Origin of the sequence: Nostoc sp. 'Peltigera membranacea cyanobiont' 213 (genome assembly GCF_002245975.1) — a bacterium.
In the GTDB taxonomy this organism is placed as follows: Bacteria; Cyanobacteriota; Cyanobacteriia; order Cyanobacteriales; family Nostocaceae; genus Nostoc.
In genome coordinates this window covers 41,352-64,439 of the sequence record NZ_NOLI01000031.1, presented here as the reverse complement: position 1 = coordinate 64,439, position 23,088 = coordinate 41,352, and the positions used below count along the sequence as shown (strand labels likewise).

At 40.5% G+C, this 23,088-nt stretch carries 15 protein-coding genes and 1 pseudogene; 6 read left to right on the top strand and 10 right to left on the bottom strand.

The window, feature by feature from the left end; all coding sequences use genetic code 11:
- Positions 1–76: 76 nt before the first annotated feature.
- The 3 genes and pseudogenes from CDG77_RS11570 to CDG77_RS11555 form a co-directional block, all read left to right on the top strand.
- A pseudogene (locus CDG77_RS11570) lies at positions 77–505 on the top strand (transposase); the annotation flags it as partial.
- A 244-nt stretch (positions 506–749) separates the two neighbouring features.
- A complete protein-coding gene (locus tag CDG77_RS11565; protein ID WP_094329517.1) occupies positions 750–1,649 on the top strand; it encodes a DNA polymerase III subunit delta' in 900 nt (299 codons plus the stop codon).
- Between the two features lie 410 nt (positions 1,650–2,059).
- Positions 2,060–3,529, top strand: coding sequence for a glycoside hydrolase family 13 protein (locus CDG77_RS11555; protein WP_094329515.1), 1,470 nt, complete (start codon positions 2,060–2,062; stop codon positions 3,527–3,529).
- A 491-nt stretch (positions 3,530–4,020) separates the two neighbouring features.
- On the opposite strand, the gene CDG77_RS11550 is transcribed toward CDG77_RS11555, so the two are convergent.
- The 9 genes from CDG77_RS11550 to CDG77_RS11510 all read right to left on the bottom strand — a co-directional run bounded on the left by CDG77_RS11550 (position 4,021) and on the right by CDG77_RS11510 (position 15,452).
- Positions 4,021–4,773: a M24 family metallopeptidase gene (locus CDG77_RS11550; RefSeq protein ID WP_094329514.1), complete on the bottom strand. Its 753-nt coding sequence runs from the start codon at positions 4,771–4,773 to the stop codon at positions 4,021–4,023.
- A gap of 203 nt (positions 4,774–4,976) precedes the next feature.
- Complete coding sequence (locus CDG77_RS11545; RefSeq protein WP_094329513.1) at positions 4,977–6,248, bottom strand: APC family permease; 1,272 nt, start codon at positions 6,246–6,248, stop codon at positions 4,977–4,979.
- A gap of 333 nt (positions 6,249–6,581) precedes the next feature.
- Entirely contained in the window at positions 6,582–7,562 is a 981-nt protein-coding gene (locus tag CDG77_RS11540) for an alpha/beta fold hydrolase (RefSeq protein ID WP_190233960.1), read from the bottom strand.
- 152 nt (positions 7,563–7,714) lie between these two features.
- Positions 7,715–8,059, bottom strand: a complete 345-nt coding sequence (locus CDG77_RS11535; RefSeq protein WP_190233959.1) for a Rieske (2Fe-2S) protein — start codon at positions 8,057–8,059, stop codon at positions 7,715–7,717.
- Positions 8,047–9,486 (bottom strand): iron-containing redox enzyme family protein, encoded by a 1,440-nt coding sequence (locus CDG77_RS11530; RefSeq protein WP_094329510.1) that lies wholly within the window; start codon positions 9,484–9,486, stop codon positions 8,047–8,049. The genes CDG77_RS11535 and CDG77_RS11530 overlap by 13 nt, the downstream gene beginning before the upstream one ends.
- A gap of 164 nt (positions 9,487–9,650) precedes the next feature.
- Positions 9,651–10,730 (bottom strand): 50S ribosomal protein L11 methyltransferase, encoded by a 1,080-nt coding sequence (locus CDG77_RS11525; RefSeq protein ID WP_094329509.1) that lies wholly within the window; start codon positions 10,728–10,730, stop codon positions 9,651–9,653.
- A gap of 432 nt (positions 10,731–11,162) precedes the next feature.
- Positions 11,163–13,760, bottom strand: a complete 2,598-nt coding sequence (locus CDG77_RS11520) for a calcium-binding protein (protein ID WP_094329508.1) — start codon at positions 13,758–13,760, stop codon at positions 11,163–11,165.
- 242 nt (positions 13,761–14,002) lie between these two features.
- Positions 14,003–14,224: a hypothetical protein gene (locus tag CDG77_RS11515; RefSeq protein ID WP_094329507.1), complete on the bottom strand. Its 222-nt coding sequence runs from the start codon at positions 14,222–14,224 to the stop codon at positions 14,003–14,005.
- A gap of 703 nt (positions 14,225–14,927) precedes the next feature.
- A complete protein-coding gene (locus tag CDG77_RS11510) occupies positions 14,928–15,452 on the bottom strand; it encodes a helix-turn-helix domain-containing protein (protein WP_143857007.1) in 525 nt (174 codons plus the stop codon).
- A gap of 368 nt (positions 15,453–15,820) precedes the next feature.
- On the opposite strand from CDG77_RS11510, the gene CDG77_RS11505 reads away from it, so the two are divergent.
- Entirely contained in the window at positions 15,821–17,278 is a 1,458-nt protein-coding gene (locus CDG77_RS11505) for a hypothetical protein (RefSeq protein WP_190233958.1), read from the top strand.
- Positions 17,275–18,621, top strand: coding sequence for a DUF1822 family protein (locus CDG77_RS11500; protein WP_094329506.1), 1,347 nt, complete (start codon positions 17,275–17,277; stop codon positions 18,619–18,621). The genes CDG77_RS11505 and CDG77_RS11500 overlap by 4 nt, the downstream gene beginning before the upstream one ends.
- A 165-nt stretch (positions 18,622–18,786) precedes the next feature.
- Here the strand turns inward: CDG77_RS11500 and CDG77_RS11495 are convergent, their stop codons facing one another.
- A complete protein-coding gene (locus CDG77_RS11495; protein WP_094329505.1) occupies positions 18,787–19,017 on the bottom strand; it encodes a hypothetical protein in 231 nt (76 codons plus the stop codon).
- A gap of 74 nt (positions 19,018–19,091) precedes the next feature.
- Here CDG77_RS11495 and CDG77_RS11490 point away from each other — a divergent pair, with 74 nt between their 5' ends.
- The gene (locus CDG77_RS11490) at positions 19,092–23,078 is read left to right on the top strand and encodes a CHAT domain-containing protein (protein WP_143857006.1); all 3,987 of its coding nucleotides are present in this window, start codon (positions 19,092–19,094) and stop codon (positions 23,076–23,078) included.
- The last annotated feature ends 10 nt before the right edge of the window (positions 23,079–23,088 follow it).

The window sequence follows — 23,088 nt, the reverse complement described above, 5'->3', positions numbered from 1 at the left end:
ATGTATGGGAGGATTTATACTGCGATCGCTCATCTGATTAGGGACGAGCAACGAGCAAACCGTTAGCTCGACTCCAATTCGTCCTTCAAATGTAGACCCAGCATTTGGGGCATTATCATAACTACAGAGAGTGATTAAACAAATACGTCAACAATGGAAGAATGTTGAGATTTTAGTACGTGGAGATAGTGCCTATTCTAGGGAAGATATCATGACGTGGTGTGAATCACAGCCCGGATTAGATTATGTTTTTGGATTAGCGCAAAATAGTCGTTTAATTCAGATGACTACCACAACTCAGAATAGGGCAAAGCTTGAGTTTGAGCAAAAGCTGTCAACAGTAGTTTCATTTTTAGAAACCGTATTTAAGCCAGAAGAAAAACTTCCTTCCCTTACTTCTGACTTGATTAATAACTCAATTTGGTATAAGTGTTTAGACTACCAAACTCGTGAATCTTGGAGTCGTAGTCGTCGTGTTGTTTCTAAAGTTGAGTATGGAGCGAAGCGACTTGACACTCCCCAGACTTGTTTTTAAATTAAAATTGGAATGAATTAAATGTATATGAAATAGACAAGTACAAATAATAAAAGAATATTGTCAGAGCGATTATTGGCGGTAGAAAAAATTGTAACAATGCTAATATATTAATAGAAACAGCTTTTTGTAGCTTCTGATGTGTCGTTATAAAAACCATAGAAAAACGACACATCTCTATGTTTTCATCCTCTTTTTTTGACGAAGGTACTAAATTATTAACCCATTTGCACCACTTGTAGGACAACAGCAAGCCATAGAATTACTCACTCAGGCTGTCAGACAAAACCGGGTTGCTCCGGCGTATCTATTTGTGGGGCCAGATGGTGTAGGAAGAAGTTTAGCAGCGAAGTGCTTTGTGGAATTGCTATTTTCTAGTGAAATGGGAGTCCCTGCGGCTTTACAAAACCGTTTGCGTCAGGGGAACCATCCAGCTTTGTTGTGGGTGCAACCTGATAAAGGACTTAAAGCTAAGGCAAAACCTGTAATTCGGCTAGAGCAAATTCGGCAAATTATTGAGTTTCTAAGTCGCCCGCCCTTGGAAGCACCAAGAAATGTGGTGGTGTTGGAAGAAGCCCAAACAATGGCAGAAGCCGCAGCCAATGCTTTACTTAAAACCTTAGAAGAACCGGGACAGGCGACGTTAATTTTAATTGCACCTACACCTGAGTCTGTTTTGCCAACTTTAGTGTCACGCTGTCAACGCATTCCTTTTTATCGCTTAGATGCCCAGTCTTTGGCTGTTGTACTTACACAAACAGGTCATGAAGGAATTTTGCAAAATCAGGCAGTACTGAGTATAGCAGCTGGTAGTGCGGGAAGTGCGATCGCATCTTACGAGCAATTACAAGCTATTCCCCCTGAGTTACTCGAAGACTTGAAAAAAGCCCCTGCTTCATACCGCAAAGCCTTGGAGTTAGCTAAAAAAATTGATAAAGATTTAGATATAGAAGCCCAACTGTGGTTAGTTGATTATCTTCAGCAATTCTACTGGCAGCGCTGGCATCAACCCAGTATTATTAACCAGCTAGAACAATCTCGCAAATACTTGCTTAGTTACGCTCAACCCAAGCTAGTTTGGGAATGCCTGCTTTTATCTATGTGTCAAAAATAAAACCGGAGTCCTATATTACTTAGAGGATGTTTTAAAAGTCTTATTGTAGGTATCAAAACTTTCTATAGGACTAATATTTGATTTATACTAATCCAGTGTCTACCTAAATCATTACGGACAAAGTGAAGAAAAGAAAATTAAGAATAAATAAGAGTAATTAACCAACTAAATACAAACCGTGTATAAAAAAAGAGAGTTTGGTTAAATATTTCTTTATTCTCTGAGTGTCGCGCAAGTTGCGACAACGGAGGAACGCCACCAACACCAGGATTCTCTGCGCCTTTGTTGTTTGTTAAAAAAATTGATTTTGCTAACGAACACTGACAAATAATAAATTCTCTATCATAAGTAGGAGCCATAAAGAAGCTAATATTTGCAACGATCGCTTCTGAACGTACAAAAAGTTATTCATGCAAATTCAAACACCAGACTGGGTAAAGCACGCTATTTTTTACCAAATCTTCCCAGATCGCTTTGCCAGAAGCAAACAACCGCGCAAACGGCTGTTGCGCGAAGCCCGTTGGGAAGATTGGGACGCTATACCTACACTCCAAGGTTATAAAGGCGGGGATTTATGGGGCATTATGGAGGATTTAGACTACATCCAAGATTTGGGGATTAACGCGATTTATTTCACACCGATCTTTCAATCCGCCAGTAATCACCGCTATCATACCCACGATTATTACCAAGTTGACCCGATGCTGGGGGGCAATGAGGCTTTTAAGGAATTGCTAGATGCGGCTCATAAACGGAATATCAAAGTCGTTCTAGATGGCGTGTTTAACCATTCCAGTCGTGGCTTTTTCTTCTTCCACGACGTTTTAGAAAATGGTCCCCATTCGCCTTGGGTAAATTGGTTCAAAATAGAAGGCTGGCCTCTAGCACCATATAATGGTGAATTTCCTGCAAACTACGTGGGTTGGGTGGGAAATCGCGCTTTACCAGAATTTAACCACGACAATCCAGAAGTGCGGGAATACATTATGGAAATTGCCGAATATTGGATTAAATTCGGCATCGACGGTTGGCGATTGGATGTACCATTTGAAATAAAAACTCCTGGTTTTTGGCAGGAATTCCGCGATCGCGTTAAGGCAGTCAATCCTGAAGCTTACATTGTGGGCGAAGTATGGGGAGATTCCCGCCAGTGGTTGGATGGAACGCAATTTGACGGCGTGATGAATTATCTATTTGCTGGGCCGACAATTGCCTTTGCAGCCGGCGATCGCGTAGTCTTAGAACAAGTCCAAGGCCGCGACTATCAACCCTATCCACCCTTATTTGCTGCCGAATACGCCACCAAAATTCAAGAAGTATTGCAACTTTACCCTTGGGAAATTCAGCTAACTCAACTCAATTTGTTAGCAAGTCACGATACAGCCCGATTGATGACCATTGCAGGCGGCGATGTAGCTAGTGTAGAGTTGTCCACTCTACTGCTACTCACCTTTCCCGGTGCGCCCAGTATCTACTATGGTGATGAAGTTGGTTTACCTGGTGGTATAGATCCCGACTCACGACGTGGCTTTCCTTTAAAGGCCAAGTGGGAGCGAGAAATTTTCAATACTCATCGTCAATTAATTACCCTTCGCCAAACTTACCCAGCCTTGCGTACAGGTGATTATCAAGTTCTCCATGCTCAAGGACAAGTTTATATATTTGCGCGAACATTGGGAACAGAAGAATTGATCGTTGCCATCAACGCTGGCACAAGTTCGGCAACAGCAAATGCAGATGTGGTTAGTTTGCATACTCAACCCAACAAGGTGTTATATGGTAGTGCTGAAGTTGAGTGGAATAGTGAAGGAGAAACTCACCATTTGTCATTAACTCTTCCCGCACGCAGTGGCTGCATTGTGGGAGTAGGGAATAGCTAAGGGATTTCCAAAAAAAAATAACCAATCGCTCCATAAGCAGGAGAAGCAAGAAAAATGGCGTTGCAGAACAGGGGGATAGAATTTAGGCAGGCAGGGGGAGAAATTTTATAACTTGCTAAATCATCCCTCGATTCAGCAACGCCAGAAAAATATAATCTGAATAAATTGCATAGTTTATTTTCTGGAAGTCCCTAACCCGGATTTCTCACAAGTGAGAAAAAACGCTTAGGTTAGCCAAATTTAAGATGGTTTAATTAATACATATCAAAATACCTTCAGAGCCTGAGTATTTTAAAGTAAAAGCCTTTGGCAGTTTTTGACCCCTATTTCTTCAGGCTTTGTGAGAAGTCCGGGATTAGGGTAGACGTAGCCCACCGCAGGCATCGCACTCAATTTGGAATCATCCCACAAAATCGTATTGCTCCCCTTGAGTACATTTACCTCATCTCTTAGTTTTATTTCTCTACATTGCAAAAAATACCAAATTAGTTTTATAGGCTCAGTAAATCTTCGTAGAAAGCTCCAAATACATTTTTAGGATGAACTAAATGTGTTTCGAGTATCCAATGCCGCTTATTGCCAAAATTATCAGGAGCGCTCATCGGTCTAGTATTTTCTGGACAGATATAGTCAAATTTAGTATCTCCAAGTGTTTTTTCATGGGGAAAAAGCCCAATTAAATGACCTGAATGTAGTTGTGAACTCAACTTCCAACCATTTTCCTCAGCCTTATATTGCATATATTCGTACAGTTCCTTGCCAGTCATATCCTGATTTTGTAAATAATAAGCTTTGCCTTCGAGAAACAGACGCTCACAATCATTGCATATCCTAAATTTATCAGGGTCAATATTTGTTCCTGGTACAATCATGGTACGTCCAAGATCCACCTCTACATGAATAGAAGAATCCATCTCCATGTAAAGAGCGATACCCAGGTCAAAAAAAGCTATATCCCCTGGCTTAATTACATTATTTGTAACCTTGACACTATAGGGATTAATGGTATCTTCACCTACACGAAATATCTGTTTATGCCAGAATCGCGGTTTCTTGCCTGGTGGGCAAAGCACTTCTGCAATCAACTCGTGAATCGCCTTTTGAATTGTTCTAGTTTGAGATCCAGCTTCTACTAGTTCATATTGCATAATCTGCTCAATAAGCACGAGACCGCGATTCCTAGCGCAAATTAGCTGCTCTTCCAAGATGGAATCAGCATATAAAGAATTATTTTGGTCAATCACTAATGATACCTCATTAAGCTTTTCAGACCTAGCTTGAAAATACTCCGCAGAAAATTACAGCAATTTGAGTGAAAGGATGAATTTATCTCATGCAGAGATGCAAAGATCCAAAGAATAACAGTTTGAGAGATGGAATTTTTGACTTTCATACCTCGATCGGCAACGCCCTGAGTAAAAGTAATATCCCTCTCTCAAGCGGTAATTTATTTTGCCCGACTACTTACTACTGAGTTCTGGCGTACCTTATTGCCCATGAAGCCCAAGAGCATCAGACCGAGTACAAACACCAAACCCCAGTTAAATGTACCCATAATTGCAATGACGAGAATCAAGGTAAAGCCACCAACTAGCCTCTGCCACCACTTTCGAGTGAGCTTGAGGTAGGCAATGACACTTAGGGCATTCACCGCGAAAAAGCCTTGTCCTGCTAACCCAAACAGAAGGCTCAAGGGCAGTATACCTAGGAAGTTTAGTATAGTAGCGATCGCAAAAGCGAACATTGTCCAAGCAACTGCTACGCGGGGTATTTGAGAACGCGGTTCAATTTGACTAAGCCACTGCGGTAGTAGTCCTTCACGCGCAGAGGCAAACACGAGACGAGACGATGCCCAACTTCCCCCAATCAGATTTGTGGCGATCATTGCCACTCCAATCAGTCCGACTACCTGACCGCTTGTCTTTCCAAATATGGAGGTGAGCATTGCTACGATTGGTGCAGTTGTCAAGCTCGTGTCGTTAGGTGACAGAGTTAACTGGACAGCTAGAGCAATTGCGATGTAAAGTACCACGACAATAATAAAGCTCACACCAACAGCAACAGGGAAGTCCCGTTTGGGATTGCGGTATTCTTCAGATGTGAATGACAGCATCTCAAAGCCAGTGAAAGCAAAGAAAAGAGTTGCTAAAACAGGAAATGTGGCACTCAACTGTGATAGAGGAACTATACCTGTCCCCACATTTCTATTCCCAAATACTAGCGTGGCAATAGCCGCAGTGGCTAGCAGTCCGACGAGGGAGAAAGCTAAAAACTGCTGAACGCGACCCGATATCTTAACGCCCTGGTAATTCACATAACCTGCGAAACTAATGATTGCCAGGGACGCAAACAGCATACTCAATCGTCCTCCCCCTACTGCTGCTGCAAAGTAGTTTCCACCCGTAACTGCGATCGCCGGGCCACCCATCAAGAATGTGCCCAACAGTAGGGCTTCGGTAGCTGCGGCGATCGGCCGCGAGAATGCTGCTTGTACAAATCCAGCAACACCCCCAGCACTAGGGAAATTTGCACCTAAGTATGCAAAGATTACAAGTAACGGCACAACTAACAAAGCGTTCAAGAGCCAAGCGTAGACAGCAGCGCCACCCACTTGTTGATAAGCAATACCAGGCAGAACAAGCAGACCACTACCGACGACAGTAGTAATAGCTAAACCTATAGCCTGACCAACTGTCAATGTTTTTGCAAGCCCAGCCATTTAGTTCTCCTCCTTTTCGATCTTATTATGTTCGTATCCGACTGGAGATTGAGCAACCTGCTCTTGTTCGTGCTTGAGTAAGGTTTGCTTATGCTCCAAGCCCAACGATAACCACCTAGATTCCCGTCACTACGAATCATCCGATGGCAAAGAATCGCCAAAATCACCCAACTTGTAGCACAAGCCCTAGCGATTACACTTACCGCTCGCTCAAATTTGGAGAATTTAGAAACAGGACTAGGGTAGTCACCAATTTCTGCGCTCGTACATACCCAAGTTGCCATAGCAGTTTTGAACGATCTGTGAAACTTTTTGTCTATTTTGTTTGTGTCTTTATTCTTGTGCCAGAAAATTATTTACAGCATCTCCAAACTGTATAGGGAACTGATGATGAAAACCATGAGCGGAGTCTGGATAAATCATCAGTTGCGCATTAGAAGTTTCACGTTCCAATACATAAGAATTTTGTATTGGCAGTGCGATATCATACTTTCCTGTAGCAATCAGAACAGGCTGCTGTACTAGTTTTAGTTTCTCGAAATAGTTTTCTTTGTTCTCAAACCAGCCAATGGCAGCCGAAAACTGGGTTTTCCAACTATCTGTACTTACAGGTGGGTCGATATCTGTTGTTCTCTTTTTGATTCTTTGCAAAGATTCCAAACCCAGTTTCCTACTGCTGCTAGAATCAGCAAAGAACATCTTTAAATGATCCTCATCCGTATAATTTTCTTTCACAGCAACATCTTTAAATCCTTGAGAGACAGGTACAAATTCAGGATTTCCTGGTGGTGTAGATGCTACTAAGATCGCACGACGGATGAGTTTCGGATATTTAATAGCCATCGTTTGAGCCACCATTCCACCAAGCGACCAACCAAGAATATCTACTTGTTCATATCCCAGCGCTTTCACGAAATGCTCTGCATCAACCGCCATGTCTGTGATTGTGGAAGGAACCTTTCCATTAGAGGAACTAATACCTGTATTGTTGAAGACAATCACTTGGTGCTTTTGTGCTAAACGTTCCAAAAATAAAGGGTCCCAGTCATCCATCGTACCTCTCAGTCTTTGAATGAGCAGTAGTGGACGACCGCTTCCGAGTATTCGATACGCAAAATTATGTCCATCGCTCTCTACATAACGTGTAGGAATATTTGTCGCAGATAATTGACTTTTAGCGGTATTTTTCACATGAGGTATGGGGATATCTGTTGCATATATATGATTATTGGGAGCATTGACAATCAGAAAATTTCCCAAAAGTCCCACTAAAGAAAAAACTAAGAAAGATTTTCGCAAATTAAAGATACGCATAATACTCCTGCAAAATGTTGGCATGAGATTGATTTTTTTGCTGATGTAAATCGTAATATCGCGCATTTTATTTGCTTGAATTGGGCGGGCTTTTCGGCCCACCCTCGCAAGACTTCAGTTAGTTACGGTATGCAAATTAGATAACTTTCAGCTTATCCTCCATTGCAACCAATCTCTGGATCAACCATGATGTAACGGTGTTTGAATGCAATCGGCGTTGACTCTGCTCCAGGTATAACAGCGATTGCAACATCGTTACGCCAGACTAAGGGCATAGCAAGTTGCTGTAAGCGGTGAACAGAAACAGCTGAGTTATGCCAGGGGCAAACGATCGCATTGTTTTGACAATTAAAGTACCCTAGATGAAGTGGGCCACCACGATGAGGACAATTATCTCTCACTAAGAATGTGCTGTTATACAAAGATATGAGGAAGAAACGCCGATCGCCATGAATCATAAAATTTGATTGATGCGGATCAAATTTTATGACAGGCATTTTTGATAGTCTCCGATTGAATAGATGTTGTACACGCATTCTTCGGATTCAATGATGGCTCCGTGGAGTCGATTGTGCTGAATAACCGTGCCTTCGCCAGCATTAAGTATTGTATAGCGATCGTTACCAGTAACGAATTTCATTACCCCAGACTGAATGTAACAAAGCTCATCACCATCATGAACGTGAGTAACCGACAATTCACCATGAGGCTCAATAAACTGCTGCATCTTCGGATTAATGCTGCCATCTTGAATTTTCCCATAAATCGGTAATGCTAAGGCTTTGTACTTAAGTCCGTCGTCAGCCCAATGCACCTGGTCGATAAAATCTCGATCGGCAATTTCGGATATCAGCTTGGCTTCTTCAAAACCCCGCACAATCTCAGGAATTATTCCTTCACCATAAGTAGTTATCGCTGGTTTAATCAGTTTTTCCAACACCATTCGACTGTGATGACGATCGATATGGACATGTTCCAGAAAATAGCGGTTGTTAATCGTTGAACCAAAGATTTTCTTCATTGTTTTAGCAGTAAGTTCGCAGAATTTGATGAAAGTAGTTTCTGCGTAAAAAATAGCTCCTAAATAGCGGAAGAACTTCGAGTGGTCAGTGCAAATGTAATTGAAGTAATTATTTAACATCAGGGAAGATGTTAAATAGAACTGCCAATAACTATGTGGTGTCGATTCTAAGCCAATGCTAAGAAGTGTTTCTTCAAATAACTTGCTATGCTTTGTCTGATGAACACCATAGCCGTATTCGTCAATCACAACCTTAAATAGCTCTGATTGCAGAGAGCCATAGTAACCCAAAATATTCCTAGACATTGCTGAAGATTCTACTAGGAAGTCGCCAGCTAGTTGGATCAAAAATGTTTTGGCAGCGTGGACTGGATCTGTAGAACCTTCGATGGTTTCCATTACCTGATTAGTTTGTGTTTTCTTGACAGTTTCAATATATTCTTGGAAATACTCCTCAACAGCAGCAGCACTCCAATTACCAGTCACAGATATTTCACTATCAAGGAATGAGAAAATGTAGCGTTCCAACCAAGGTCGGATAATATTGCCCAGAGTTAGAATTTGGGTGTCATAAAAATTTTCAAAATCTTGGCGTTTATGAGCAAAATCATGTTTTGGCAGAAATACAAAGTTGCTTTCATACACAGTCAGCAATGTTCGATTAGCAGTCAAACTATTGTAAGTCAGCAAATTATTTCGGTTTAGAGGTTTTGAAAAGTCCAAATGATGGAAAATATGCGGTCGCAAGGTTCGACGATAAGGATTGTCTTGCAACAACCATTCTTCTGTATCCTTAAAGAGATTGCATTTGCCATATTCAACTAAACATGACTTGAAAAAATCATAGTCAATAATGTTCAGAGCAGCAGAGGTTTCTTGTGAGAATCTAGTTTTTGCTTGCATGATGTATCTAACCTACTTAACCTAAATAGAAATCACTAACACTTTCGTTGGCTTAACAAACAAGCGAATTAGAGGATATTTTAAAAGTTGAAATAACTCAAAAGACGATCCGAATCATCGCTATATAGATAACAGTCTCTTGGCTTTGCAACAGTATTTCTCTTTTAAAACTTCCTCTTATTTTTCAGTGCTTTGGTAATCTGAAAATCGATACTGGTATCACTTTGTATAACCGTTAATTTCAACAGTTCGCCTTGTTCAACAATCATCGGTTTTTCAAAACATTGCACTGCTTGCATCCAGTGTGATTTTTCGTTATCTACTGCATTGCTTAAAATAACTCCGTTACCTAAATCCAACTCAAACCAAAAAACAACACCATGAACAGTCCCCTTGTGTTCAACTTCCACAGATATTTCTTTCTGACGCGATTCCAGCGAATCGACTCGGAAATCGAATTCAAATGCTGTGGTGGGTTTACTTAACAAGCGATGTGGCCAAATCCACAGCCGAACTGGAAAATACCCGGCTGTAGAGAAGATATTGAATGGCGAAACATCAAAGTTAGCTGCCTCGGATGCAGAATTCAGATTATGTACTACACTGCTCTCTAACAAGCTAAACTTAACCACTGCTTTAGCTGGAATAATCGTCGCATCTGGAGTCAACAATGCTTGCCGAGCGTGGCGAATGGTTGGCAATATACCTTCGCCGACAAGCCCACAATCAACCGTTTCAGTGATTAAAACATCGGCTCGTTTAGCTAAATCTAGACCAACGACAAGATTATCTGACTTTTTCGGGACAATTTTAATCCGGTCTTCAAATCCATTGATAGCAATAATTTTATTAGCTATATGTGCGATTGGTTGCATCATTTCACAGGATGTCACACAACTAGCTCCATGACGAGCAGCCATCATCGCCAGTAATCCCGAACCTGCTCCTATGTCTAGCACTGTGCAATTTGGACGCACGACGTGTTTGATGGCAATTTCAAATGCTTTGTTTCGTTCCACATCATTGAGCATAGCAAAGTGCCACCGTGGAATCAGCTTTCGATAAACCTGATTGAACCCAAGATTAATCTTCGATTTATCAAAGACAAGAATCTTTTCCATATCCTCCGACATTTGCTGTAAGAGGGCAAGAGGTATCAGGCTCTGTTGTTGTAACTGTAACGTGTCAAATGTTTCTATTTCTAAATCGAGTTTTTGGTGTTTTTTGACAACAGATAAAGTCATATCGTTTGACCTTCTAATTAAAGTTGTTATAGGCAATGTGATTTAACAAAACAGAATTCAGGAATCAAGAGCCAGAATCCTCTTGCTTGTATTCTGTGTGACTCGCGGATAGCACTGTGTAAAGACTTCTCTACGAGAGAGAGGCTGTGCCAACGGCATAGCTTCGCTTAGAGCAAGTTCGCGAGCGTCTGGATTCTGTATTCTTCTTCAAGCGCTCTTGACAAATCTCAAGGACTTATACCTTTAAGAAGCAAGCTACAAATAGCAGATCGCTTTTTGTCCGATGCGATCGCAAGTATCTAGTAGTATTGCTATTACTCCCTGAACTGCCTAGATTTGGCAGAGATGGTGCGTGAATATGTGTGATACCCAGTCAGGTTAATTTCCGAAAATTCTTCAAAGCTATCTACACTCAGTCGTCAGCCTTTACTACTACAGCACTTGAGTGGTGGAGTAGTCGAAGGAAAGGGTATAGTTGGCGGGGTCGCCATTAACCTGATAAGCTTGCAAAAAGTAGTTACCAGGAGTATTCACTCGAATACTATCAGTCTGAGTATCGGGATTTTTAGACCCTAAAATTACATCGTTTTTATCTACGATGTGATTTCCGTTATGGTCTGCAATCAATCGGATATCAACATTACCGTCTACCGGATTCAGGACAATATTGGTAGCTTCAAAACTGTCAAGAGAGAAAGCAAAGATATCAGAAGTGTCATTGTTGCTGATGTTAGCGTTGACGGTTAGACTGCTTGACAGGTTTCCCAGAGGAATTTCATTCAACAGCAGATTACTGGGATTAGCAGTAGACAAGGATAAACGGTAAGAAACATCACCTAAACTATCTTGAGCAGAACGGCTAACTTCCGCAAAATATGTGCCTGTAACTAAATCACCAACATTGATTGAATCATCTACATTGGTTCTGCGAGCAGCAGTTGAAACGAATACATCATCCGTGTCTGGTTCAAATGTCTTGTCACCATCGTCTCGAAAAAGTCGGAGATTAGCATTATCTCCTGCACTGATATTAGTCAAAGCGAGGTTGATATTACCAAGACTTTTAGTATCGAACACAAAGATGTCTTGAGGATCTGTTGAAGTCAAATTACCATCGCGGACAACAGGGTTTTTTCCCAAGTTACCAAGACTTATGAGATCCTTTTTTTCTCCCTTAGTCGGTACAGCGCCAGGTGTGGTGAAGTAGTCGAAAGCAAGATTATATTTGGTCGAGTCAGCACCACCTTGATAAACTTGCAGTAAGTAGTTACCAGCAGCGTCTACTCGAATACTATCAGTCTGAGTACTAGGATTCGTAGAACTTCGGAGTACATCCCCTGGGTCAACAACGCCATTTCCATTCACATCTTGAATCAGTCGGATATCAGCATTACCACCTTCTGGAGTCAAATTGATGTTGGTTCCTTCAAACTTGTCCAGAGAGAATGCATAAACATCAGCAGTGTCACTATTGCCTACATTGCCAATGAAAGTTTGACTAGCTGATAAGTTTCCGACGCGGAATTCAATGGGTAGAAGGTTGCTAACACTGGTATTAGACAAGGATAAACGGTAAGAGGCATCACCGAAACTGCCTAGATCGAAACGACTGACTTCTACAAAATAAGTGCCTGCTGCCTGATTGGCTACAGTAATTGAGTCATCCTGATTACCTGGACGAGGACCTGCTGAAATGTATGTATCACCTGATGTTGGTTCAAAAATACCGTCACCATCGTCTCGAAACAGCTGAATATCGATATCATCACTAGCGCTGATGTTGGTCAAAGCTAGGTTGATATTACCAAGACTTGTGGTATTGAACACAAGAACGTCACTAGAGTCTGTTCCGGTGAGAGTCGCATTGCGGACAATAGGGGTACTACCCAAATTACTTAGAGCAATGGGAGCTTTGACGAAAGTGAATTGGTCTGGATTAGTCAAGCTAACATCAGAAGATGATATACCCTGTAAAATAGCAATCAGTTCTTGCGTGGAAGAATCGTTAAAAAATATCGCCGTACCAGATGGTAGTCCAGTGGGAGATGAACCTAAAGAATAATTTCTAGATGAACCTGACAATTGGATTTTGTCTACCCCACGATTGAGATTGTTGTTAACTAATCCAAAGTCCGTAATCAGTGCGTAGTCTTCGCTTCCCAAAGATTTAGTATTACCGTTATCGTAAAAAACAATATTTTTGTTATTTAATACCTGCCCCAGGACAAATATGTCGTCATTTTGATTCCCAGTAAGGGTATCAATCTCACCTCTACCAAAATTTAAATTTGGCAAAAAAGGATCGACACCAATCAAAAGGTCATTACCTGAGCCACCAGACAAAGAGTCATTGTTACCACCACCAATCACAACATCATTACCAACATTACCTCTAACAACGTCATTACCAGTCCCACCAAAAACAATATCGTTACCACTTCCACCATCGAGAATATCATTCCCGATATCTCCGTTTAGTTGGTCATTGCCGTTCTCACCAAACAGTTGGTCGTTACCATTACCGCCAAACAATTTATCATCTCCTAGACCTCCTCTAAGAGTGTCGTTTCCCGAACCTTCATCAGTAGTGAAGTCGCCAATAATAGTATCATTTCCATCATCACCTAAGAGGCTATCATCACCCTCTTCACCGATGATAATGTCGCTATCTGCACCACCAGCAATCGTGTCATTTCCTGCACCACCTATTAGAAGGTCATTTCCTGCATCTCCATTAACTAAATCGTCACCAGTTCCTGCAACAACTAGGTCATCACCATTACCTCCATTGGCTGTATCATTGCCACCGATAAGCACGATGGTGTCATTGCCACCTAATCCAGAAATTTGGTCTGGATTATTAGTTCCTAGAAGGGAATCATTGTCGGATGTGCCAACTACGGTGTTTGTTGAACTGGTAATTTCTGTGAGAGTCTTTACTTGGCTTGTTATCGAACTAGATTTTGATGCAAGAAGTGCTTCTTGCTCTAATTGCAGAGCAGTTTCTAATTGAGATTTTACCTTTGCCATATTTTTCCTCTTGCGTTTGATGAATGTTGTTTAGATAAATGGAAGTTATTTTTTGATCGGCATTGGGTAGTACTCAGCCAACCAAAATTTGCTGGGAAAAGCAAGTTGGAGAATCTGTAGGTACAGCAGAAGTTGGGGAGTGAACAATTATTGTTCAATAATTCTCTTTCTTCCTAGCTTTTGCCACCCGTTAATATGGATTTTGACGTAAAAAGCAAGGAACTAATTAGCGGTAAGTAGTTTTACTGTTGCCGATGAGTTACACAATATCTGACATATTCACGCCACACATCGACTTTTTCTGCTTGTTTATGTGCAGTTTTCACACCTGGAGAATGCAAGAATGCGATCGCCTCATTGCAGAAAAGTGCATAATTAGCGAATATCCTCTTGCCTATTTGCAATAAGGGTTCAAAAATTTCCCATTCTGCATAAGTGAGGTTGCTGGAATACGCCATTAGCATAGGATTGTAGATGCTGAGGAGTAACTTAATTCAAAACCTCATAAGCTGTCAAACGGGTTCTATGTAAGCAGTGGCAGAGGTAACAAGAGAATAAGTTTGCAGGCAAGTTAGTCTGATAATTTAGCCTATTTACCTCCATAAATATAAAGGTATTGATAATGGCTTTATCTCTATTAACTTGATATCCAACTGAACAGGTAGACTATATTTTTAATTTAAATGCTTTTTTATGAATAAGCAATACTTTTATTAATTATTTGAGAATTTAAATGGAGACTTGTTTCCTATTTTATTAAATCGAAAATTCTAGAAATTTACAAGATTTTAATTAGATGATGCTTTGAAAGTCCCTTTCGCTCTCATATATAGTTTGAAAAGTTTTGGGCGAATATAATTCGCTACTACACAGGCAAAGTCTGCCTCCGCGGACTAACACTAACACAAAATTAAGGGTTTTAAACCCACGCAGGTGGGTAAAGTCTCGTGTAGCTGCGACTTTAAGTCGCCCAGTGTGTAATAAATTAGACTTTTAAAACAACCTCTCACTATATATAGATATAGCTAAAACCTTCTTTTTTGTTGGAGTTTATCCAGTCAAGATGGCAGAACTATACATTCTAAGAGTTTCAACACATACTCTGAGAGAAGGCTATATTTAGCTATTTTGAATTATTATTTTAGAAATAAGTACTAAATTTATTTCTCATTTATTGTTTATGCTGTTAGCAGAACTTTCTATAGTATTAGGTTTTGGACAAGTAGAAAGTCCCATTCGTTTCAGTAACTGGTTGACATAGCGATCGCTCACCTCAATACCCAATTCTTTTGCTAAATGCTTACTTAACCATTTTCCTGTCCAACGTTTAAAGGCATAGCCGTAGTCACGGGGAGTGTGATTCATCAATTCTTGTAGCCTATCGAGATATTGCTCATTTATTGTTTTGGGTCTACCGATAGGAGGTTCATTCCAGAGATGTGCTTTACCAGCACGTGCCATAGCTATCCAATAACGTGCTGTGTCTTGAGAACATTCCAGTGTTTGGCAAATTTGTGCTTGAGATTGTCCTGCATCTACCATGAGCATAATTTCAATCCGACAACGGTACTCTGGACGTAAATCCGGTGTGAGACATCTGAGTAAAAATTGGCGCTGAAAAGGTGTTAATATCATTTCCTGTTTAACTGACGTGCAATTGAGAGAAACAAATAGATTGTTTGCTTGCGGCATAGTTGCATTAATTGCTTCTAAGTAAGTAGAACGGCGTAAATATTTGTAGTTGGGATAAGGCAGAAGTCAGGAGGGAAGGAGGTTTTAGCCTCGTTTATCTTTCAAAACACATAGTTATGTTTTTTCCCACCGACTTACTTAATAGCGATGAATCAGTATTGATAGGGAAATTTTTACTGCCTCTGTTTTTATGTATCTCCAGGTACTCGGGAGGGTATGCAAAAATTCTGGTTTGCTCAATCTCGTCTCATCTACCAAGGCACGCAAAGTTACCTTACAGTTTTAAGATCCTAAGTTTTTGTCCTCAATGAGTTTTTGCCATACAAGCTGAAACTGCATAAAATCAGTGAGTCTAGAGTTAAGACTGAATGTCAGGCGATACTGCTGTTGATGGTTTAGTTCAAATACTTATGGGTGTGGCATCACGATATTGGCAACTAGTGAAAATTGATGGGGCGGGACGGCGACAGGTTCAGGAAATTAGTCCAGCTAAGGCGTTTTTTGTAGACGTGTTCCCAGCGATCGCCTACGGTGGGCAAAATGCCATCGCAGATAATACAGATCGTCATGTCCCAGATGCAGAAATTCAACTCCAACTGCTGCAACTATCGCGGGATGCGCCTACTGATAGATACTTGTTAGCACAACGTTGTCTACTGTGTTTTATATCTTGGCAGATTGAGCAAGTTTGCTTACAATTGGCAGCCAACTTTGGGAGTGTTCACGGTTTCGGTTGTGCTGATTTGCTGCCTTACGTCCTAGATGATGATGGCAGGTTACAACCGCATGGCACTTATCAATCTCTTTCTCAAAAGATTTTGCAGAGTTTTGACCCACAACAAAGCAGTCTCACAACCTGGACAACTACCAGAGTCAAACACGATGCAGCACTCAATCAATTTTTGCTGGAGTGCGGAGTTTACATGGTGAGTGACTGGGCAATTCTGAATGATACTCGACCTCAACAGCTAGAGCGCATTTTCAGAGAATTTTACGCTTTAACACCTCCAGAAATTCAACAAGCACAACAGCTTTTAGAAAGCTATCATGCTATTTATCGGACAGCGCGTCTGCAACAGCGATCGCTCTCCATCGGGGGAAAATGTACTACACCAACAACACAACAACTACAAGAAATCGCCACTCTCCTCCAAAGTCAAACTAGTCAAACTCTCAAGAGTGAGACTGTGATGACACAACTGCAAAAACTCGCCACTCAACTAAGAGAATACCGGATTCATGTGCGGGGTGGGTCTTTACCGACAAAATCTCTAGATGCTATTACTGTTGATGAGTATACTGACACTACTAAAGCGTTAGATAATGAAGATGAACAAACAGAGTTTTTGCAATTATATCGCCCCCAATTTCTGGCTTGTTTAGAACAAGCATTGGCTGTAGTAACTCAATCACGGGTAAATAGATTACAACGGAAAAAGGGTGAAAAAGCTAAAAAGTTTTTGCAAGCACTCAAGTTATTTCACTGTCAAAATTTACGCATGACCGAAATTGCTGAGAGTATGGGATTACGCGCCCAAGATGCAGTAACTCGTTTGCTAAAACTAAAAGAATTTCGTGCTGATGTCAGACAACAGCTTTTATTATTGTTATGCGATCGCGTTTTAGATTTGGCAAAAAACTACTCTTATCCAGACAGGCTGATAACTCTAGAACAGCAAATTAAACTTGCTCTTGACGAACAAATTACTCAGGTTATAAAAGAAGCAGGAAATCAATCTCAAACAGCAAAAATCAACACAATAGAAAATGGTCTGTTTCGGGAAAGACTCTGCCGTTATCTCGATTCGCTTAATGAGGAAATATGACTAATTTATCCCAAAATACTCCGCAGATGCGGCTAGATTTTGAATCTTTACCAACAGCCGCCATTACTCTCTCTGCCGATCAAATTACTCAAGCAGTAGAAGTCAGTAGTCAAATCAAAAATTCGTCTCAGCAGTGGCAAACTTATATTCATGCTTTGGCGTTATGCGCTTTTGAAGAATGGTTAGCAGAACGGGCTAATTCTCTGACAATTAACCGGGAAAGATGTACAATTTTCCAGCCGGCACTTGCAAAGGCGATTGGGGCTGTGGCAAATTTACAGATAGGTAAATTTAAAGTTTGTTTAATTACCACTGGTAGTCTGACTGACGATCAAATTTATTTGCCGCAAGCAGTTGTAGATTTACCAGAATATATTGCTCATTTTTATGTGTTGGTGGAAGTTTTAGAAGAAGAAGATGCAGCAATGATTTCGAGATTTTTATCCTATCAGCAGTTAAGAGAATACCAGACAACAGTTAATTTCCAATCATCAGCAGATTGGAATTATCAAATACCTGTGAGTTGGTTTGAGAATAATCCAGACCGCTTATTGTTATACTTGCGTTGTTTAGAACCAGAGGCAATTACTTTACCATCTAGAAGGGACAACACACAGATTTTATCGACAATACAAAGTGAATTAATAGCATTATTACCCCAATTGCGATCGCCTGGAATAGAACTATGGCAAGTGTTGACTTGGGAACAGGGAAAGGTAGTATTGACTCATCCAGAGTTGCTGAATTGGATTGATAATTTGCAACAGCAAACACACACGTCTTCAATTAGTGATAGTTTAAAAGATTTACTTAAATTGTTGACACAGCCAGCACTGAATGTGGGACGTTGGTTGTGGGATGAATTAGATGAATTAGCAGAGGAATTTTCTTGGCGATTATTGCCCAGTTTGACACCGACGGCGGCGATGCGAAGTCCAACAGAAGAGTTTCCAGCCATTATTAACCAACTTCAGCAGCGAGGTTTAGAAATTCCGGCTGTGGCGCGGGGTGCGTATCAAGATTTTCTCTTAACAGCAATTCCACTGCGGTTGTATGCTGTAACTTGGCATTTGTTAGCGGAATCAGAATCAAATTTGTGGACATTATTGTTAGTTCTTGGAACAGCTTCTCACACAGCTTTACCGGGTCATTTAAAGCTGCGGGTGAGTGACCAAACTGGGGTTTTAGTAGAACGGGGTATAAATCCACAACAGGGTGATTCTTATTTATTTACGCGTGTGGTGGGGAACTGGGATGAGAAGTTTTTGGTGAGTGTAAGTTTAACAGATGGTGTTGAAGTGAATTTACCTCCATTTACATTTTCTCCCAGGCGGTCGGTTTAAGTTCTCCGGTTACATTTTTGGGAACAAATATTTTGTGTATAGGTGTTAATGTATATAGTCGGTTAGGAGAATTTTTGGTCAAGCGCTTAACGCACCGCTATACAAAACGGTGCGTTAGGCTAACGCCATAACTTACTTAAAATTTAAAATCAACTCTTAACTTTCTCATGATGGCTGTTCAGCAAATCTTGCTAACAATTCCTCACGAGATAATTGTGATAATTGGAGTAGCAAAGAAGTTAAATCTTTAGGCGTTAATGACAATAGAGGCTCAATAATTGCAGATAATTGCTCATCTAATTCACCAAAACGAGCTTTGAGTAAATTTTCTATAACTACACGCTGTCCTTGCTGAACTCCTCGCTGAATTCCTTGCTGATTTCTGTAGCCTAACAAAACTTGTTCGTGAGAAACTTTTGTAGGTTAAATTTGGCAACCAGAAACAAAATTTTTGCATAACTTCCCCAAGCGTGAGAGATATAGATAATCAGCCAGTAAATACTCTCACTTCTGTTGGAGAACTGCTAACCGTGCATTACCGTCTCAAATCCCTGTCTCTTGCTACTTTAGTGCTTTCCGTATCCTTCCCTGTATGCGTTGCGGCATCACAGACAATGGGAAATATGCAAACTACCCTGACTGCACAGGCGCAAACGATACAACAACGCAAAGCTGAAGCAGAACGGCTATTACAACTAAGTAAACAACAAGTACAGAAAGGGCAGTTTCGAGAATCGTTAGAGACACTTCAGCAGGTCTTAGCGATCGTCAGAGAAATTCGGGATCGCAAATATGAGGGAGGAACTCTCAATAATATTGGAGTAGTCTACCGTAAAATGGGAGAGTATGCTAAAGCCTTAGAGTTCTATCAGCAAGCTTTAGTTATTTTTAAAGAAATTGGCGATAAAGCGACCGAAGAAGCAACTCTCAACAATATTGGAATAGTATATGAGCGATTGAAAGAGTATAGCAAAGCTTTGGAGTCTTATCAACAAGCTCTAGCTATTGTCAAACAAATCGGCAACAAAGCAAGGGAAGCAGCAACTCTCAACAATATTGGAGATTACTACAATAATTTAAGAGATTATGCCAAAGCCTTAGAGTTTTATCAACAAGCTTTAGTCATTCAAAAACAAATCGACGATAAAGCAGAGGAAGGAAATACCCTCAATAATATTGGTGAAGTTTACAATAGTTTAAGAGATTATGCCAAAGCCTTAGAGTTTTATCAACAAGCTTTAGTCATTCAAAAACAAATCGACGACAAAGCAGGAGAAGGAATTACTCTCAACAGTATCGGGAATATTTACAACGACTTGCGAGACTATGCCAAAGCCTTAGAATTTTATCAGCAATCTCTAGCTATTCGTAAACAAATTGGTGACAAAGCGGGTGAAGGGCAAGCTCTAAATAACATTGGAAATGTTTACAACAGCTTGCAAGAATATACCAAAGCTTTAGAGTTATTCCAACAAGCTTTAGCCATTCGCAAACAAACTGGCAATAAAGCAGGGGAAGGAAACACTCTCAACAATATTGGGGCAGCTTACCAAAGTCTAGGACAGTATAGTAAAGCCCTACAGTTCTTTCAACAAGCTTTAGCCATTCAAAAACAAATCGGCAATCAAGCAAGAGAAGGTGCTATTCTCCACAATATTGGGGAAGTTTATGCAAAATTGGGAGACCATACAAAAGCTTTGGAGTTCTTGCAACAAGCTTTAGCTGTTGAAAAACAAATCGATGACAAAGCAGGGGAAGGAATTACTCTCAACAATATTGGGGATGTTTACAACACCTTGCGAGACTATACCAAAGCCCTAGAATTTTATCAGCAAGCTTTAGCTATTCGCAAACAAATTGGCCAACAACGGGAAGAAGAAATTACTCTCAACAATATTGGGAACGTTTACGAAAAATTGCGAGACTATACTAAAGCTCTAGAATTTCATCGGCAAGCTTTAACCATTAATAAACAAATCGGCGATAAAGCGGAAGAAGCAACTACTCTCAACAATATTGGAATAGTTTATGCCGACTCGCTAGACTATACCAAAGCCCTAGAATTTTATCAGCAAGCTTTAGCCATTAACAAACAAATAGGCGATAAATCAAAAGAAGGTTTTATTCTTAATGATATTGGATTAGTTTATCGCAAATTGGGGGAATATACCAAAGCCTTAGATTTATTGCAACAAGCTTTAGCCATTAGTAAAAAAAATGACGACAAAGCAGGGGAAGCAGGAACTCTCAACAATATTGGCTTAGTTTACGACAGCTTACGAGACTATAACAAAGCCCTAGAATTTTATCAGCAAGCTTTAGCGATTAACAAACAAATCGGCGACAAAGCTGTGCAAGGAACTATTCTCTACAATATTGGTAATGTTTATACAAATTTGGGAGAGTATGCTAAAGCCTTAGAGTTCTTACAACAAGCTTTAAGCATTCGTAAACAAATTGGCAACAAAGCAGGGGAAGCAGCAACTCTCAACAATATTGGTAATGTTTATGCAAATTTGGGAGAGTATGCTAAAGCCTTGGAGTTCTTACAGCAAGCTTTAGCTATTCACAAACAAATCGGCAACAAAGCTGAGGAAGGAACGACTCTCAATAATATTGGGGGAATTTACCGGGAAATTGGACAGTATGTCAAAGCTGTAGAGTTCCATGTAAAAGCTTTAAATATTTGCAAACAAGTAGGACATAAAGAATGTGAAGGAACTGCTCTACACAATATTGGCTTGATTTATGAAATTGGGGGAGAGTATAACAAAGCCTTGGATTTCTATCAGCAATCCTTAGCTATTAAACAAGTTTATGAAGTAGAGCGAGTAAGTACTCTCAACCGTATTGGAGCAGTTTACTACGGACAAAAAGAGTATATAAAAGCTCTAGATTCCTTCCAACAAGCCTTAGCTATACGCAAAAAAATTGACGACAAGAAAGGGCTGGGGACAACTCTGGACTTTATTGGATTAGTTTACCAAGGTCTGGGACAGTATGACAAAGCGTTAGATTTCCATCAGCAAGCTTTAGTTTTTGTCAAACAAATTGGTGACAAACCAGGTGAAGGGATAACTCTCAGTAATATTGGTTCAGCCTACAAGCGTCTTGGTAAGTATGCCGATGCCGAAAAAACTCTATTCGCTGCAATTGACATTTTAGACTCCCTACGACCTGGGTTAACTGATGATCAAAAAATTTCCATTTTTGAAACTCAGGCTAACACCTATCAGAAACTGCAACAAGTCTTGATTAAGCAAAATAAAATTAATCCAGCATTAGAAATTTCTGAACGTGGGCGAGCTAGAGCATTTGTTGAGTTATTAACCGCAAAAATATCTGGAAATATCAACAATCAACAGACTGTCAAACCACCTAATATTGAACAAATTAAGCAAATTTCTAAAGCACAAAATGCTACACTTGTTGAATATTCAATTAATGAATCCAAGCTTTATATCTGGGTTGTGAAGCCAACTAGTGATATTGCATTTAAGCAAGTAGACTTGAAATCTTTGAATACACCACTTACAGGCCTTGTGAACAAAAGCCGCCTGTCCATCGGTGCTGGGGGGAGAAGTGTTATAAATGTAAATCCTACAGGTAAAGTAGTTCAAAAAGAAAATTTACAAAAGCTGTATCAGATATTAATTGAACCCATTGTATCTCTTCTCCCTACAAACCCAGATGAACACGTCATCTTCATCCCTCACGAATCACTGTTTTTAGTTCCATTTGTTGCACTGCAAGATAAAGACGGCAAATACCTGATTGAAAAACACACTATCTTAACTGCACCAGCAATTCAAGTATTAGACCTCACACATCAACAACGCCACAAGGTGACAGGTAAAGATGTGTTAGTTATGGGCAATCCTATCATGCCAAAAGTAGGTATTCCACCTGTGCAACTTCCACCATTAGAAGGTGCAGGGAGGGAAGCAGTGACAATTGCAAGTTTATTCAAGACTAAAGCTATCACTGGTAAAGATGCAACAAAAGCAGCTTTCAAACAAAAATTATCATCTGCGAGGATTATTCATTTAGCAACGCATGGATTGTTAGATGATGCTGATAAGAGTATACCAAGTGCGATCGCTCTTACACCCACCAATAACGATGACGGTTTACTCACCCCTGCGGAAATTGTCGATTTAAAAATCAACGCAGAGTTAGTAGTTTTGAGCGCTTGCGACACGGGGAGAGGCAAAATAACAGGCGATGGTGTGGTTGGATTATCTCGTTCTTTGATTACGGCTGGCGCGTCTAGTGTGATTGTCTCTTTGTGGGCGGTTCCTGATTCACCGACATCAGAATTAATGACGGAGTTCTATCAGCAATGGCAGAAAAATCCTGATAAGGCGGCGGCGTTACGCAATGCGATGCTGATTACTATGAAAAAGCATCCTCAGCCTCGTGATTGGGCGACTTTTACGTTGATTGGGGAGTCTTAGGAAAAGTTCA